Source organism: Methylobacterium sp. E-046 (genome assembly GCF_022829625.1).
Lineage (GTDB): Bacteria > Pseudomonadota > Alphaproteobacteria > Rhizobiales > Beijerinckiaceae > Methylobacterium > Methylobacterium longum.
The window spans coordinates 271,442-287,305 of the sequence record NZ_JAKSYP010000290.1 but is presented as its reverse complement, the minus strand read 5'-3'; the positions used below and the strand labels follow the sequence as shown (position 1 = coordinate 287,305).

The following is a 15,864-nucleotide window of genomic DNA, read 5'->3' as shown; positions in this document are numbered from 1 at the left end:
TCAGGCGGCCCGGGCCTCGGGCGCCGCGCGGGAGACCAGCGCCACCGCGGCATGCAGAGTCGCGAGGTCGGCATCCAGTCCCATCCCGTGCGTCGAGAGATGGCGCCGATAGGCCCGGGCGCCGGGCCGGCCGTTGAACAGCCCGAGCATGTGCCGGGTGACCGCGTGCAGGCGCTCGCCCCGGGCGAGGACGGCCGCCACGTAGGGCTCGAACGCCGCCACCGCCGCGAAGGCGTCGGAGGCGGGCGCAGGCACGCCGAACAGCACGGGATCCACGTCGAGGAGCAGCGCCGGTTCGCTATAGGCGGCGCGGCCGACCATCGCGCCGTCCACCCCGGCGAGCCGCGCCCGCACGGCATCCAAATCGCGCAACCCACCGTTGACCGAGACTGGCAGCCCCGGGTGCCGCCGCTTCAACCTTTCCGCCCGGCCGTAATCGAGGGGCGGCACGTCGCGGTTCTCCTTGGGTGACAAGCCCTGGAGCCAAGCCTTGCGGGCGTGGACGATCAGCCCGTCGACGCCCGCGGCCACGACCGCGTCGGCGAGGGCGTCCAGCGCCGCCTCGGGATCCTGGTCATCGACGCCGATCCGGCACTTCACCGTCACCGGCACGGAGACGGCCGCCTTCATGGCAGCCACGCAGTCGCCCACCAGCGCCGGCTCGCGCATCAGGCAGGCGCCGAAGCGCCCCTCCTGCACGCGATCCGAGGGGCAGCCGACGTTCAGGTTGACCTCATCGTAGCCGAATGCGGCGGCGATCCGCGCGGCCTGGGCCAGCTCCGCCGGATCGGACCCGCCGAGCTGGACCGCCACCGGGTGCTCCACCTCCGAGAAGCCGAGCAGGCGTTCGCGCGGGCCATGCAGCACCGCGCCCGTGGTCACCATCTCGGTGTACAGCCGGGTGCGGGCCGAGAGGGCGCGATGAAAGGCTCGGCAGTGCCGATCCGTCCAGTCCATCATCGGGGCGACGGAGAAGCGCCACCCCTTGAGGTTCTCAGGTTCTTTCGGTCCGCCAGTCACTTGCCGTCGCTCTCGTGCTGTACCTCGTCGGGCCTCGGTGAACTCAACGGGCCTCGGATTGATGGAAGTACAGCAACGCCGTACCGGCTCCGCTTCCTGCTGTACCGTTGCGCGCGCGCGCGAGGGGGACCATCGTCGAACGCGCGCGGCAAAACGGATCGACGGGGTATCACGCCTCGATCGTCGTCAAAAGGGACGGGACGATTCATCGCGAGACCCGGACCTTCGACCGGCGCGCTGCGGCCGCGGCCTGGATCCGGACGCGGGGGAAGGAACGCCACGCGCCCGGCACCCTCGGCCAAGCGAAACCCGAGGATCCGACGCTCGCCGCGTCGGGATCAGAGAGGCCACGCCGAGGCCGGCCGAATGCCAAGATGGTGAGTTCCGCATCCCATGTCGGCGAGGCTCATAACCCGGCAGGCTGCGGGTACGACACGCAGGCCCTGTTGCTCTTGCCGCAGGGTACTCTTGCAGCAGGGCAAGACGACATTCGGAGCTGAACCGGTCACGCCGGTCCGAGCCCTTCTCGAAGGCTCTGAGTCCGGCGGCCTGATGCATCCAGGTGCGGCGCGCTGGCGATACCAGCTTGCGTCGCCGCGTCGTGATCCGGCCGCCTCGGCGCGGCGCGGCGCGGACACGCTTGGCCCGTCCGTAGGCTGCCCGCTCCGCCTCAACCACGCGCGCCAGGAGCGACGAGGCGGCTTGCGGTCCTGCGCACAGCGCCTGACGCGCCACGATGATGGGCGGCGTCGACGGCGATTGGGCCGTTGTGGTCCCCGGCGGCGAGGCACCGCCTCGTCAGCGAAAAAGGTTCGGCGGCACTGGCGGGCTCGCGTTGAGCAGGGTGATCGTCACCCGTCGGTTCGGCGCGAGGTAGGGATTGTCGGGGAAAACCGGCTCGGTGTCGGCGCGCCCCACCACGGAGGCGAAGTTGTCTTTGGGAACACCGGCACCCCCGAGGATCTCGCGCACGGCGAGCGCACGCCCGGCGGTGAGGGTCCAGGGTTCGTCGACCCGCGCAGAGCCCGGGCGCGCGGCGGCCGTGTAGCCGGTTATGGACAGCCGGTTGGGCAGCCGGCGCAGGGCGGGCGCGAGCGCCTCCAGCACGCGACGGGTGCGGTCGTAGGGGTCGACAGAGCCCTCGCGGAACATGGAGCGGCCGTCCTCGTCCACGAGGGAGACGTTCACGCCCTCCTTGGTCTGCTCGATCACGATGTTGCGCGACAACTCGGCAATGTCGGGCATCTTCTGCAGCGCCTGCCGGAGGCTGGCTATGGCGCTGTAGTCGGCCTGCACGTCGGCCACCGGGCGGCTGGCATCGACATCGCTGGCGCGGCCCGGGCTGGTCGGGCGCACCTTGTTCTCCTGCTCGGCAGCGCCCCTCGCCGCGTCGCGGGGCGTGGACGCCTTGTTGCCCGACGTGTCGAGGGCGGTGCCGTACAATATCCCGCCGGCGCCGCTGGTTGCGGGGCTCAAAGCCGCCGGCGCGAAGTATTCCGCCAAACCGACCTTCTGCTCCTGCGTCGTCATGCTGATCAGCCACATCAGCAGGAAGAACGCCATCATGGCGGTCACGAAATCCGCATAGGCGATCTTCCAGGCCCCGCCGTGGTGTCCATGAGCGGCCTTCTTGACCCTCTTGATGATGATCGGCTGGACGGGCTTGGTCATCGAGCTTCTGCTGGTGGCTGGATCAGAGCTGGGCGGGCAGGGCGGCGGTTGCCGCTTCCACTTCGTTGAAGGTCGGGCGGACGTCGCTCATCAGGGATTTGCGGGCAAATTCGACCGCCATCACCGGCGGCTGGCCGCCGATGTGGGCGAGGAGACCCGCCTTGAGTGAAAGGTAGTATTTGGACTCTGCCTCGAAGAGGCTCTTGAGCGACTGCGCCATGGGCCCGAAGAAGCCATAGGCGACGAAGACGCCGAAGAAGGTGCCGACGAGCGCGCCGCCGATCAGATGCCCCAGCACCTCCGGCGGCTCTTTGATCGCCCCCATCGTCTTGATCACGCCAAGCACGGCGGCGACGATGCCGAGCGCCGGCGTTCCGTCGGCCAGCAACTGCATGGCCGAGACGACACGCTCCCGCTCCTGGTGGTGCGTCTCCAGTTCCTCATCCATGAGAGCGTCGATCTCGTGGACATTGTTGGCGCCCAGCGTCACCATCCGCATATAGTCGCAGACGAACTCAACCGCGTGATGGTTCGCCGCAAAGGTCGGGAAGGCGTTGAACAGCGTCGACTGGCCCGGATCTTCGATGTGCGGCTCGATCGCCATCAGACCCTTCTGCTTCGCAAGCTTGAACAATGAGTACTGCATCCCCAGCAGTTCGACATAAGATTGCTGGTTGTATTTGGGGCCCTTCACCAGCGTGGCCAACATGGCGGGCACGGCCTTGAGCACCGGCCCGGTGTTGCCGATGATGAAGGCACCGATCGCTGCACCGAGGATGATGACGAACTCGAACGGCTGCCAAAGAACTTCCAGGTGGCCACCCATCGCCGCGTAGCTGCCGAAGACGCAGGCGAAGACGATCAATGTGCCGACGATCAGCCGCATAATCTGCTATCCTTCCGCGGCGGCAGGTACAGCCCGCGCGAAGCTACCAATGAACTGGCAAATCACTAAATAAGGTTAACGGCGAGTTGAGAGTCGCGGCCGGGGCGCGTCGACGGCGTCTGCTCCGATGATTGCCGCAGGAGGACGGACCGGCAGAAACCCGGAGCGCTCATCTGGTTCTTCCGGCTCGCCGGCCCCTCGTCGTCGCTCCCGTGCTGAACCCCGTCGCGCTGCCTCCCGGCCTCGGATCCCTTGCGGGACAGCTTTGCTGTACCGGCTCCGCCCCACACGTTACCATTTGGGGCGAGGTGGGGATTATCGTCGGGCGCGCGGGACGATGGGCCGACGGGTATCACGGCCCGGTCGTCGTCACCGGAGATCACCGGGTCCACCGCGTAACCCGGACCTCCGGCCCGTGCGGGGGTCGCAAAAGGGGTGAGGGCGCGACAGCGGGCGCGCCATGCGTCCGGCGCCCTCGCCCAGGCGAGGGTCTTCGCTCCGGCGAAAGATCACGACATCGTCGGATCGCGCACCCCCTCTCCCGTCCAACCGCGATCATGACGCGGGCGCGTCCGGTCGCCCACGCCGGCCAGGTGGCGTCGAGTCTGTTGGCTAAGATCGGATGTCGGGACTGGACGGTGGGGCCGACGATCGGCGCGTCGCCGCAGGGCGCCCCGTGCCGCTGCGTGCCGTCACCGCGGCGGAGGTGAGGCGTCACCCTGACGGGAGACCCAGGGACGTGGGCTCTGCCGCATCGATCCTCGATCCCAGGAGCGTCCGGCCGCGCCCGGACAGAGTGAAGCAGGACCAACTCGGCCGCCGTCGTGTTGTCTCATCAGAGACTTTTCTGAGAAGGGACAGGACGTGATGAACCGAGCAATACTGACGGCCGCGACGATCATCGGCGGTCTGGCGCTGATCCCGGCCGCGGCCGATGCCCGGGGCTTCGGCGGCGGTGGCTTCGGCGGTGGCGGCTTCCGCGGCGGCGGCTTCGGGGGCGGCTTCCACGGAGGTGGCGTGGGTGGCGGCTTCCGTGGCGGCGCTCTCGGGGGCGGCTTCCGGGGTGGCGCCCTAGGTGCTGCCGGTGGCGTCCGCGGCAACGGGCTTACGGCCGGCGGATTCCGCGGCGGTCTTGCCGGGCGGGGGATCGGGGGCGGTCTCGGCGTCGGCGGCACGCGCGTCGGCGGTGTCGGTGTGGCAGGCGCGGGGTTGGCCGGCCGGGGCATCGCCGGCAATCAGGGCTTCCGCAACGCCGGCTTCGTGGGCCATCGGGGCTTCGCGGGACGCGGCTTCCGCCGCGGTTACGGCTACGGCGGTCTGGGGCTGGGTGTCGGCCTCGGGCTCGCCGGCGCAGGGCTGGGCTACGGCTACGGCGCCTTCGGGGACGACTATTACGGCGGCGACTACGGGCCGGCCGGGTATGGCTACGCGCCCGCCGGCTACGGGTCCGGCTACGCGCCGGCCGGTTACGGACCAGATGCCGGCACGACCGGGACGGAGGTCACGTCGGACGGTTCGGTCAGCTACTGCATCCAGCGCTTCCGCTCGTACGATCAGCGCACCGGCACCTACCTCGGCAACGATGGGCGCCGGCACAACTGCCCGTAACGCCGGCGCCACGTTCTGGTCCAGGACGGGGGCCCCGGGCAGAGATGCTGGGGCCTCCGAGCCGTTCCGGTCAGCCGCACGCCGTCATGGCCGGGACGACAAGGGCTTGATCGAGATCTCCCCCGCCGACACGACCTGCTCGCGGGACGATCCGCTCGGTGGGGGAGGCATCCGGTCTCACCAGCCCCCCTGGGCCAGCCGTTCCGACCGGCATCAGCCGCGCCACGACGGTCCGGTCGATCGATGGGGCCGGACAGGTGTCTGCCGGGCCACCGAGCAGCCGCGGGTGGGCCCGGTCTCAGGACCGCCCCGCCCTCTGCGGTCCGGCCGGCCCGTCAGGTCGGCTGAACCTCGGTATCCTTCACCGCGGGGTCGTCCTCCTCCGGCACGGAGGTCTCCGGCTTGGGCGATGGCTCGATCTCATCGAGGCGGGAGGGATCCTCGATCAGTGCGCCGGGATCCTCCCCCGGCATCGGGGTGTCCGCTTGGTCCATGATGTGCGCCTCCATTCCTCAGGGCTACGTTCCACGATCCGTGGCGTTCCCGGCCGACGGGACAATCGAACTCGACAGCGCCGTTCCGCCCGCTATCGTGCCGGGATGCGCACGACCGCCCTCGCCCTCGCCCTCGTCGTCGCTGCCGGTGGCGCGCAGGCCCAACAGCAACGGCCGACCGTTCCAGAGCTGCTGGCGGCGGAGGCGAAGGCCGTCCAGGCCTGCGAGGGATCCGGGGATCCCGCCGTCATCAGGGAGCAGTGCCGGCTTCGCGACCGGCTGAGCGGGCGCTTGGCCCAGGCCGGCTACTGCTGGGGCCGCAAGGGTCAGGCCGACGAGAAGAAGGACTGGCACGCCTGCCAGCCGGACTCGATCTACGAGGACGACATCGAGGCGGTGACGCGCTGAGGCCTCGGCGCACGCCAGCCAACCAGCCTCGGCCGGCCGCGGACATCCGGCCAGACCTACGCGCTTCTGCCGGGTGAACGCACGCAAGCGGCCCCTCAAGGGCTCGGGCGGGGGCGGCGGCCGCAGGAGGTGCCGCGGGCAGGCATGCAGGTGAGCGGACGGTTGGGCGGGGCGCAAGGTTTCGCGTAGAGCACACCCCGTCGAACCACTTGGCGCCGAACGCGTTTCCTGCTCTCGACGAAGAGGAATGTGATATGAAAGTGATGTCAGCGACCGTGCTGGGCCTTGCGCTGCTGAGCGGAGTCGCTCCGGCACTGGCACAACCCTATGGCGGGCGCGATTACGGCTACGACCGCGGCGAGTACGGCTCCCGTGATCGGGGCTACGGCGACCGCGACCGCCGCGATTACGATCGCGACTATGACCGAGGCTCGCGTGGCCAGCGGGGCGACTACGCCTTCGACGAGCAGGAGTACCTGCGCTGCAATCCCGATGTGCGCCGGGCCGTCATCAGCGGAGCGGTCAAATCCGGCCTGTTCCACTACCGGAAGGTCGGCATGGCCGAGGGCCGTCGTCTCAGCTGCTGAGCGCGACCGGCGGCACCGCGCCGGGTAGGGCGGTCCGTGAAGAAGCCCGCGCCGGCGGACCGGGCGGGCGACTTCGGCGAGGGCAGAGCTCAGTTTTTGCCGCTGGGCGCCGCGCCGCTGCCGGTGGCGCCGTTCCCGGTGCTGCTGTCGCCGGCCGGGGCGCCGGACGTGGACGTGTTGCCGTTGGGCGTGCTCTGCGCCATGGCCATGCCGGCGCTGCCGGCGACGAGGGCGAGGGCGAGCAGGGCGGACTGTACGCTGCGATGGGTCATGGTACTCTCAAATCACGGGAGCCGGCTGATGCCGGTATGACCTGACCAACCGGGACCCGTGGTCGGCGTTCCTGACCGGCGCCTGAGCGATTGAGTCACGCCCCACGACCGGGGACGTTCTCAGCGTGACGTCCTCGACCGCGCGACCCGTCATCAGGGCGCGGGTCGTCCGCCGCATCTGCGCGCCGCCGCGCGGCCCCGACCCATCCGCCCGCGGGGCGCGCGATCTCAGCGGTGATGAGCCGGTCCGTTACCCGGTGCCCCGAGCGGGACGAAGCTGGGCGCCGGTCAGCGGTCCGTGCGGTCGCCGGGCGGAAGCCTATCCCAGGTCGGGACCGGCGGCAGGAGCGGCGGCAGGGGCACGCTGTCGACGAGCAGCGCCAGCATCGCGGCCCGTGAGCTCAGCAGGACGGCCGGTGGTTCGCCCGTGATGATGCGCCACCGCTCCACGAAGACCGCAGTCGGGAGGGCCGCCAGAGCCTCTCCGCTGGAAACCATGCAGTCCTTCGGCATCCGCGGCGCTGTATCCATGCGCCTCGAACGGATGCCGCGCCCCTTTGGCCCACCCGTCCATCCGGCATGGTGAAGAGGAGGTGCCCGCGACGCGCCACGGGAGGGTTCGCGCCGGCGAGCCGGACGGGCTCTGCCGCATCCGGGCCTGAGGCGCGGAGAGCCGGATCCACGGGGACCGGGCGTGCCGAGGTCAAGAAAAGGCCCCGCGCGGCGGTGCCGGCGGGGCTGAGGTGGTCTCGTTCTCAGGATGTAAACGCGCCGGGGACCGCTTTCATCCCGACATCGATGCGACGATTGCGAGGCGCCCGTGAAAGCCGGTCCGTCGCCCGGGCTTTGGCCGGCATCGACGTCCCGAACGGCGCTCCGACCGTCCGACCTTTGCCGGGATGATCCCGCCGAATGCCGGATCCTCCGGCCATCCGTTCGGATGCGGGCCGGCGGGTGCGACCGCCCGGTCGGCCGGGAGGCCGGTAAGACTTTGGGCCCGGCGGTGAGCGCCCGCTGCGCCGTCCGAGGGTGTTCGACCTGCCGCCCGGGCCGTCCAATCCGGCGTCCCGCTCCCGGCGTCGCCCGAGACGCGGCGACCCGACGGGGCGAGGCCGGGCGCACGTGCCGGGTGCGGCATCGGGCGGACCGTTGATCGACGCCTCTCGCGTTCGACCCCGTCCGCTCGCGACCGGAAGCGCGGTCCGGGGTTCACAGAAGCCGCGCACGGCACAACGGGCGAGACCTGCGAGGCTACGGTCTTTCGCGGTTGGATTGGTATCATGTCAGGCGTGGATTGGCCGATTGTCGGCCAATCCAAGTCAATGAGGGCCAAATGTGTAAGTCGATTGTACGGATTTGAGTTCACGTGCGAAAGAGGTCTGCCGTGCTTCTTCGCACGAACGTGTTGTCGGGCAGCTTGAATGAGTCTAAAGAAGGTCATCAAGTTGGAACTAGGCCGATGAGCGCGAAATTCTTCTCGAGACGAGGAACCGAACTTCACGAGCGGACGGAAGCGATAAAATACTCATTCCTGACTATACGATCAAAGATATTTTTTCTTGTCGCGGGTATCTTGCTTGCTTTCACGTTTGTCCTGGGAATGGAGGTGTTTTCCAGCACGGATCTGATGATGGAGGGCCGCAAGACGTCGATCCGCTCCCAGGTCGAGGCTGCGCACAGCATCGTCGTCGCCTTCGGCAAGCAGGCCGAGGCCGGGATGATCTCGCAGGACGAGGCGAAGCGGAAGGCCGGCGAGGCTCTGCGGGCGATCCGCTATAACGGCGGCAACTACGTCTTCGTCTACGGGGCGACCCCGGGCGACATCGGGCGCAACATCGTCCACCCGGACCCGAAGATCGAGGGTACCAAGAGCCGCGACGACGTGGCGATGATGAAGACCTTCGTCGGGCGCATGATCGAGAGCGGCCGACGGGGCGGCGGCTTCACCGCGTATAACTGGCCGCGGCTCGGCGAGACCGAGCCCGCGCCCAAGGTCGCCTACTCGCTGGCCTACGAGCCCTGGCAATGGATCGTGTCCTCCGCCCTCTACGTGGACGACATTCACGCGATGGGCCGTGCGCAGATGCTGGCGAGACTGGTCTGGCTGGTCCCGCTCTGCCTGGCGATCGTCGCGGGCGGCATCTTGCTCGTCCGGAGCATCACCAAGCCCCTGGCCGCCTTCACGGCGGCCCTGCGCCGCCTCGCCGGTGGCGACTTGACCTTCGCGATCCCGGGAATCGGCCGGCACGACGAGATCGGGCGGATGGCCGCGGCGGCCGGGATCTTCCGCGACAGCATGCTCAAGGAGCAGGCGCTGACCGTCGAGCAGCTGGCCGAGCAGACCAGGCGCGAGGAACGCGCCCGCTGGATGGAGGACCTGACGCGCAGCTTCGACCAGAGCGCGAACACGCTCCTGCAGCAGGTCGTCGGCGCGGCCGCCGGAATGCAGCAGGCCTGCCGGGCAATGTCGGACAAGGCCGTGGAGACCGCCCAGCAGGCGGGCTCGGCCGCGGACTCGGTCCAGCAGGCGTCGGCCAACGTGCAGACGGTGGCGGCCGCCACCGAGGAACTGACCGCCTCGATCGCGGAGATCGGCGGTCAGGCGATCAAGTCGGCGGAGATTGCCGGTCAAGCGGTCACGGAGGCCCAGCGTACCGACCATCAGATCCGGGGCCTGGCCGGGGCGGCGGAGAAGATCGGCGACGTGGTGCGGCTCATCTCTGCGATCGCCGAGCAGACCAATCTCCTGGCGCTGAACGCCACCATCGAGGCGGCCCGTGCCGGGGAAGCCGGCCGCGGCTTCGCGGTGGTGGCGGCCGAGGTGAAGGGGTTGGCCGGGCAGACCGCGAAGGCGACCGAGGAGATCACCGCGCAGATCGGCGCGATCCAGAGCGAGACGACGGTGGCGGTGGGGGCGGTTCAGTCCATCGGCCGGACGGTCGGCACGATGAACGCGATCTCCAGCGCGATCGCGGCGGCGGTGGAGCAGCAGCGCGCCGCTACGGACGACATCTCGCGCAACATCGAGGAGGCGTCCCGGGGGACGGATGCGGTGAGCGACACCGTGATCACCGCCTCGACGGCGGCCGACGAGACGCGCCGGGTCGCGGAGGATGTGGGCGCGGCCGCCAGCGGTGTGAGCCGCAGCGCCGAGGCGCTGCGGGCCGAGGTGGTGCGCTTCCTCGCCGATATGCGCGCCGCCTGACCGGCGGGCGGCGAACCCGGGCGGTTCCCCGACCGCCGGGGCGCCCGGGTTCGACGGGCGCTCGGCCGATCAGAACACCGGCATCGCGCCCGCCACGGTGACGAGGGCGCCCGACGTGTAACTGCTCTCCTCGGAGGCCAGCATCACGTAGGCGGAGGCCAGTTCCGCCGGCTGGCCGGGGCGGCCGAACGGCACCTGGCTGCCGAACGACTTGACCGAATCCTGGCTCATCCCCGACGGGATGAACGGCGTCCAGATCGGGCCGGGCAGCACGCCGTTCACGCGCACGCCCTTCTCGGCGAGCAGCTGGGCGAGGCTCAGCACCATGTTGCTCAGGGCGCCCTTGGTGGCGCTGTAGGCCATCAGCGAAGGCATCGGGTGCTTGGAATTCACCGAGGAGGTGAAGATCACCGAGGCGCCGGGCTTCAGATGGGCGACAGCCGCCTTGGTCACGTAGAAGGGCCCGAACACGTTCGTGCGGAAATGATCCTCGAAGAGGGTGTCGTCGATCGTCGCGAGGTCCTGGTTCGGCTGCTGGAACGCGCCGTTGTTCACGAGCACATCGAGGCGGCCGAAGGTCTCCACGGTGCGGGCGACGATCTGGCGTCCGTAGGCGGGATCCTTCAGGTCCCCCGGCAGGAGCAGCGCGCGCCGGCCCGCCTTCTCGATCCAGCCGCGCACCGCCTCGGCATCCGCCTGCTCCTCCGGCAGGTAGGAGATGGCGACGTCCGCGCCTTCCCGGGCGAAGGCGATCGCCACCGCGCGGCCGATGCCGCTGTCGCCGCCGGTGATCAGCGCGGCCTGTCCGGTGAGCTTGCCCGAGCCGGCGTAGCTGTCCTCGCCGTGATCCGGTTCAGGCCCCATCCGGCCGGTCTTGCCGGGGAAGCTCTGCGGCTGCGCCTCGAACGGCGGGCGGGGATATTTCTGCAGCGGATTCGTGGTCACGCGTGGTCTCCGGTGGGATGTCCGGTCCAACCGCGGGGCATCCGGGGTGTTCCGGCCCGGCCTCGCCGCGCCCAATGCGGTCGCCCCCGTCCAACGATCGGGCGCCGCGGCCGGAACCTGTGCCGCGGCCGCGCGTCGACATGAGACAGCAACAGGCCTCGCGCAGTCTCGCAGGCTGTCGCGCGGGCTGTCTCGCGGGAAAGGGAGGGGCCGCCATGATCGAACGTCAGCCGGAGGACCGGGCCGCCCGCCTGCTCGACCGTGCCCTGGTGGCCGCGTCCATGCTGTCGCTCACCTTCGGCGTGGCCACGGGCCTCTGGGGCCTGCTGTAGGCGATTACGGGCGCGGGTGGCCGAGACGCGCCGCGTGGGGGGCGGACCAAGGGGCGGACCGGGTCCCATCAGGTCCCGCGACGGGGCTCGCATCGGGTTTGACCCGCGGCGGAGCACGCGACCCGCGCAAGGCGGCGTGTCAGCGGGTGGATCTGGACAGGGCCGTGGCGATGCCGGGCGGCCGGACGCGATGGTGAGCCGGGCCGTTCTCCTGGTCCTGGTGCTGGCGGCCGGTGCCTTCCTGCTCTACCTGGCCGGCCTCGCCCGCGAGGCGATGTCGTCCAATGAGCCCTACGCGGCCAGCATCGGGCTGACCCTCGACCAGTGTCTCGCGGTGCAGGGCGCCCTGTCCAGCGAGGACGCGCGGGCCTTCTGCCGGCGGCCGGTGCCGAAGAGGCTCTGAAGCGGCGCCCGACGACGCGGTCCGGCCGCGTGAACGTAGAACGCCCCAGGAGAGGTCTCCTGGGGCAGCCTTCGACGGGACGACCAGTCTGATCGGGCTGGGGATGGCCAGCCGAAGGCGACGGGCGGGCGCTCAGTAGCTGCCGAACTTGTAGTTCACGCCTACGCGGCCGAGCACGCCCTCGTTCTGGAAGCGCGTGGCAAAGATACTGGCGCCGCCCCTCACGGGCAGGACCGGGATCGTGCGGCTGCCGAGATCGTAGTAGAGGGCCTCGCCCTTCACCGTCACCGCGCTGGCGTGGAAGACGTTCAGGACGGACTCGGTGGGAAGCGCATACTCGACGCCGCCGCCGACGGCGTAGCCGGTATCGAGCCGCGCCCGGCTGCCGAAATAGGCGGGTCCGGCGGCCGTCTGGGACACGGCGGCGCGGTACGTGTCGCCCGCATAGGCGAAGCCGCCGGTGCCGTAGAAGAGCGTGCGGTCGACGGCGTAGCCGACGCGCCCGCGCACGGTTCCGAGGAAGTCGCCCGACTGGCGGTAGGTGTTCGCGCCGACGAAGTCGAAGCGCGAGGTGCGGCGCAGATCCGTATAGCCCATATCGGCCTCGGCACCCACGACGAAGCCCGAGCCTGGCGTGAACTGGTGATTGTATCCGACCTGTCCGCCGCCGGTGAAGCCGTTCCGGTGCTGCGTGAACGTGCTCGTGTACGAACCGGTCTGGGCGCCGTTGCTCCCCCGGTATGAGCCGGCCGTGTTGACACGGTCTCGGGTCGAACTGATGTATCCGGCGTTGATGCCGAAGTAAATCCCCGTCCAAGTGAAGACCGGCAACGGTATCGGTGCCGGCGGTAGCGCACGGCGAGGCAGATCTGCGGCCGAGGCGGCCGTGATCAGGGCTGCGAGGGCGGCCACGGACGGGATGACGTGCTTCATGTCGGTCGGTTCCAAGATCAAGTTCCCGGAACCGGCATAGATCCATCTCATTCGATCGTCTGTTGCCGCGTTGCAACAGATAAGTCAAAGCATATTTGCTCAATAACTTCGTCGTATATTTGGTATAATTACAAAATTAGAATAGGGATTGACGATAGATTTCAATTTTGGACGTGTTTCGATCTGGGCGAGTCTGCTGTGTGCGGGCGGATCGGGGATCGTGTGCCGGTCGTGCGGCGTGGCGCGAAACGGAAGCGGCGCCCGATCGGGTGTCGATCGGGCGCCGCTTCGGGATCTGGCTTGGTCGACGTTTCGGGGCGGAGTCCGCTCCGAAGGTTCGGTCGCTAATGGTCGTGGCGGCAGCCGGGCCCATGCACATGACCCGGGTCGTGCGCGTGGTCGTGCGCGGGATGTTCGTGGCCATGCGCGTGACCGTGATCGTGCCCATGATGGCCGTGATCGTGATCGTCGTGATGCCCGTGATCGTGCCCGCAGGTGCTGTGGTCGTGGGCGGCGTGCTCGGGGCGGAAGGCGCGGGAGACCGGAGTCGCGAGGCAGCCCTGCCCGCGGATCAGCTCCGCCGTGGCGGGGTTCGCCGGGACGTAGAGCGCGTCCGCGGCGATCTCGGCCGGCACGTGGCTGCCCCCGAGCTGCCAGGCCAGCCGCATCAGGCGGGCCGGGTTCTCGGCGCGCACCTCCAGAAGGTCCTCCGCCGCCGCCCGCACCGTCACGAGCCGGCCGTCGTCGAGGCGCAGGGCGTCGCCGTCCTCGAGGGTCGCGGCCTTGGTGAGCGCCACCGCGAAGGCGAGGCCGCCCGCGGCGACCAGGGATCCCGCGGCGGCGCTCCGGGCCGCGTGGTCGAGGCTCACGGTGTCGGCGACGCGGTCGGCGCGCACGGCGGCCCGGCGGACGATCGTGGTGGCGGTCGGCATGGTACCCTCGGACATGGAACCCACGGACATGGAACCCTCGGACATGGTGCCGCGGCGGCGCCTCGCGGCGCGCCGCCTCTCGCCGGTGGCATAGGGCGAGACGGGAACCCGGCGCAACTCCGGGCGCGAGCGATGGAACCTTAGCCGTATGGTCGCGATTGCCTTCTTGCTAAGCTCGGCGCGATCCGCCGTGGTCACGGCCACCGGCCGGACGGGATGCACAAGGGAGTTCTGAGACCCATGAAGAAGCTGACGGCCGCCGCCCTCGCCACCATCGCTGCCCTCTCGCTCGGCGCCTGCAACACCCCGGAAGACCGGGCTCTGGGCGGTGCGGGCCTCGGCGCTCTGACCGGCGCGGCGATCGGCGCCGCGGCTACGGGCCGCGCGGGTGGCGCCCTGGCGGGTGCCGCCATCGGCGGCGCCGGGGGTGCGATCGTGGGCGCCTCGACCGCGCCGCGCTGCCCCTACGGGACCTACCGCGACGCCTACGGCAACATCTATTGCCGCTGAGCCGCGGTTGAGGCGGGGCCGGGCGCGTCCCGGCCCCTTCCTCGCGGCGTGAGGAGCGGGTATCCCGGCGCTTGGCCGGGCGCGTCCCCGGTGCCGGATGCACGCCGCCCACGATGACCGCAGCGAGTCGACGATTTGCGCCGGGCTCGGCCGACCCATGACGGCCCCGGTCACCAAGGCTCAGGGCGTCTGGGGCAAGATCGGCGGGGCCGGTCTCGGCCTCGCGATCGGCGGTCCGCTCGGGGCGCTCGTCGGCGGCGTCGCGGGCCATTTCCTGCTCGATCGGATCGGCGCGCCCTTCGGCCGGACCCCCCGGGACGTCGTGTTCACCACCGGGCTCGTGGCGCTCGCCGCCAAGATGGCCAAATCCGACGGCGTGGTCCTGCCCTCCGAGGTCGAGGCGTTCGGCCGGGTCGTCCAGGTCGAGCCCGCCGCGTGGCCGGGCGTCGAGCGGCTGTTCGATCTCGCCAAGAAGACAACGAACGGCTTCGAGGCCTACGCGCACCAGCTCGCCACGACCTTCGGCGAGGAGCCGGCGCTCCTCGAGGACGTGCTCGACGGGCTCTTCCAGATCGCGGGGGCCGACGGGGCGCTCCACGAGGCCGAGGAGCGCTACCTCCGCGCCGTCTCGGGCATCTTCGGCTTCGACGAGGCCGCGTTCCGGCGCATCGCCGCCCGGCACGTTCGGCTGCCGGACGATCCCTACGGCGTCCTCGGGCTGGACCGCGAGGCGGACGACGCCGCCGTGAAGGCGCGCCACCGTGCGCTGGTCGCCGAGCACCACCCGGACCGCGCCCTCGCCCGGGGCCTGCCCACGGAGGCGGTGGCCATCGCCACGCGGCGGCTCGCCGCGATCAACGCGGCCTACGACCGGATCGCGCTGGAGCGCGGGCTGCGGTGAGCCTCGTCGCCGACAGCCCCCTCGCCCGACGCGTCGCGCCCTCGCCGAACCACGGCGCACGCCGGGCCGGGCCCGTCGACATGATGATCCTGCACTACACCGGCATGGAGAGCGGGGCTTCCGCCCTGGCCCGCCTGCGCGACCCGCTGAGCGAGGTCTCGGCCCACTACCTCGTGTTCGAGGATGGCGGCATCGTCCAGATGGTGCCGGAGGCCCGCCGGGCCTGGCACGCGGGCGCGGGCGCCTGGAAGGGTGAGGCCGACGTCAATTCGCGCTCGATCGGGATCGAGATCGTCCATCCGGGCCATGCCGGCGGGCTGCCGCCCTATCCGGAGGCGCAGGTCGCCGCGGTGACCGCGCTGGCGCGGGACATCCTCGGCCGCTGGCCGATCCCCCCCGCGCGCGTGCTGGCCCATTCCGACGTGGCGCCCGAGCGCAAGGAGGATCCGGGCGAGACCTTCCCGTGGGCGCGGCTCGCGGCGGCCGGCGTGGGGCACTGGGTGCCGCCGGTCCCCCTGCGCGACGGCCGCTTCTTCGCGCAGGGCGATTCCGGCCAGCCCGTGGAGGCTCTGCAGGCGATGTTCACCCTCTACGGATACGACCTGCCGGTCCAGGGCGTGTTCGACGCCCGGACCCACGCCGTGGTGACGGCCTTCCAGCGGCACTTCCGGCAGGCACGGGTCGACGGCGTGGCCGACGCCTCGACCATCACCACGCTGCGCGACCTGATCGCGGCCTTGCCGGCGGCCTGAGGGCT

The 15,864-nt window shown here is 70.4% G+C and carries 17 protein-coding genes; 8 read left to right on the top strand and 9 right to left on the bottom strand.

Features of this window, described 5'->3' with window-relative positions; all coding sequences use genetic code 11:
* The 3 genes from dusA to motA all read right to left on the bottom strand — a co-directional run bounded on the left by dusA (position 1) and on the right by motA (position 3,577).
* Positions 1-1,020 carry a tRNA dihydrouridine(20/20a) synthase DusA gene (gene dusA, locus MKK82_RS32955; protein ID WP_283206416.1) on the bottom strand — a complete coding sequence of 340 codons (1,020 nt, stop codon included), beginning with the start codon at positions 1,018-1,020 and terminating at the stop codon, positions 1-3.
* Positions 1,021-1,818: 798 nt separating this feature from the next.
* Entirely contained in the window at positions 1,819-2,691 is an 873-nt protein-coding gene (locus MKK82_RS32950; RefSeq protein WP_238284754.1) for a flagellar motor protein MotB, read from the bottom strand.
* A 22-nt stretch (positions 2,692-2,713) separates the two neighbouring features.
* Positions 2,714-3,577, bottom strand: a complete 864-nt coding sequence (gene motA / locus MKK82_RS32945; protein ID WP_238284753.1) for a flagellar motor stator protein MotA — start codon at positions 3,575-3,577, stop codon at positions 2,714-2,716.
* Between the two features lie 867 nt (positions 3,578-4,444).
* Between motA and MKK82_RS32940 the strand changes: the two genes are divergently transcribed.
* Complete coding sequence (locus MKK82_RS32940; RefSeq protein ID WP_238284881.1) at positions 4,445-5,185, top strand: BA14K family protein; 741 nt, start codon at positions 4,445-4,447, stop codon at positions 5,183-5,185.
* 335 nt (positions 5,186-5,520) lie between these two features.
* Here the strand turns inward: MKK82_RS32940 and MKK82_RS32935 are convergent, their stop codons facing one another.
* Positions 5,521-5,679: a hypothetical protein gene (locus MKK82_RS32935; protein WP_238284752.1), complete on the bottom strand. Its 159-nt coding sequence runs from the start codon at positions 5,677-5,679 to the stop codon at positions 5,521-5,523.
* Between the two features lie 105 nt (positions 5,680-5,784).
* Here MKK82_RS32935 and MKK82_RS32930 point away from each other — a divergent pair, with 105 nt between their 5' ends.
* The gene (locus MKK82_RS32930) at positions 5,785-6,087 is read left to right on the top strand and encodes a hypothetical protein (RefSeq protein ID WP_238284751.1); all 303 of its coding nucleotides are present in this window, start codon (positions 5,785-5,787) and stop codon (positions 6,085-6,087) included.
* Positions 6,088-6,341: 254 nt separating this feature from the next.
* Positions 6,342-6,674 (top strand): hypothetical protein, encoded by a 333-nt coding sequence (locus MKK82_RS32925; protein WP_238284750.1) that lies wholly within the window; start codon positions 6,342-6,344, stop codon positions 6,672-6,674.
* 89 nt (positions 6,675-6,763) lie between these two features.
* Here the strand turns inward: MKK82_RS32925 and MKK82_RS32920 are convergent, their stop codons facing one another.
* Together MKK82_RS32920 and MKK82_RS32915 are read right to left on the bottom strand one after the other, a co-directional pair.
* Entirely contained in the window at positions 6,764-6,946 is a 183-nt protein-coding gene (locus tag MKK82_RS32920; protein ID WP_238284749.1) for a hypothetical protein, read from the bottom strand.
* A 288-nt stretch (positions 6,947-7,234) separates the two neighbouring features.
* The gene (locus MKK82_RS32915; protein ID WP_243988029.1) at positions 7,235-7,459 is read right to left on the bottom strand and encodes a hypothetical protein; all 225 of its coding nucleotides are present in this window, start codon (positions 7,457-7,459) and stop codon (positions 7,235-7,237) included.
* A 1,087-nt stretch (positions 7,460-8,546) separates the two neighbouring features.
* Here MKK82_RS32915 and MKK82_RS32910 point away from each other — a divergent pair.
* Positions 8,547-10,151: a methyl-accepting chemotaxis protein gene (locus MKK82_RS32910; protein WP_373323244.1), complete on the top strand. Its 1,605-nt coding sequence runs from the start codon at positions 8,547-8,549 to the stop codon at positions 10,149-10,151.
* A 69-nt stretch (positions 10,152-10,220) separates the two neighbouring features.
* Here the strand turns inward: MKK82_RS32910 and MKK82_RS32905 are convergent, their stop codons facing one another.
* On the bottom strand, positions 10,221-11,096 hold the full coding sequence (locus MKK82_RS32905; protein ID WP_238284746.1) for an SDR family oxidoreductase: 876 nt from the start codon (positions 11,094-11,096) through the stop codon (positions 10,221-10,223).
* Positions 11,097-11,618: 522 nt separating this feature from the next.
* Between MKK82_RS32905 and MKK82_RS32900 the strand changes: the two genes are divergently transcribed.
* Positions 11,619-11,831, top strand: coding sequence for a hypothetical protein (locus tag MKK82_RS32900; protein WP_238284745.1), 213 nt, complete (start codon positions 11,619-11,621; stop codon positions 11,829-11,831).
* A gap of 132 nt (positions 11,832-11,963) precedes the next feature.
* On the opposite strand, the gene MKK82_RS32895 is transcribed toward MKK82_RS32900, so the two are convergent.
* Entirely contained in the window at positions 11,964-12,764 is an 801-nt protein-coding gene (locus tag MKK82_RS32895; RefSeq protein ID WP_243988028.1) for an outer membrane protein, read from the bottom strand.
* Positions 12,765-13,108: 344 nt separating this feature from the next.
* Positions 13,109-13,696: an urease accessory protein UreE gene (locus MKK82_RS32890; RefSeq protein WP_238284869.1), complete on the bottom strand. Its 588-nt coding sequence runs from the start codon at positions 13,694-13,696 to the stop codon at positions 13,109-13,111.
* Between the two features lie 240 nt (positions 13,697-13,936).
* Here MKK82_RS32890 and MKK82_RS32885 point away from each other — a divergent pair, with 240 nt between their 5' ends.
* From MKK82_RS32885 to MKK82_RS32875, 3 genes are all read left to right on the top strand, one after another.
* Positions 13,937-14,206, top strand: coding sequence for a hypothetical protein (locus MKK82_RS32885; RefSeq protein WP_007560631.1), 270 nt, complete (start codon positions 13,937-13,939; stop codon positions 14,204-14,206).
* Between the two features lie 157 nt (positions 14,207-14,363).
* Positions 14,364-15,107, top strand: a complete 744-nt coding sequence (locus MKK82_RS32880; RefSeq protein WP_238284743.1) for a TerB family tellurite resistance protein — start codon at positions 14,364-14,366, stop codon at positions 15,105-15,107.
* Complete coding sequence (locus MKK82_RS32875; protein ID WP_238284742.1) at positions 15,104-15,859, top strand: N-acetylmuramoyl-L-alanine amidase; 756 nt, start codon at positions 15,104-15,106, stop codon at positions 15,857-15,859. The genes MKK82_RS32880 and MKK82_RS32875 overlap by 4 nt, the downstream gene beginning before the upstream one ends.
* Positions 15,860-15,864: the final 5 nt, after the last annotated feature.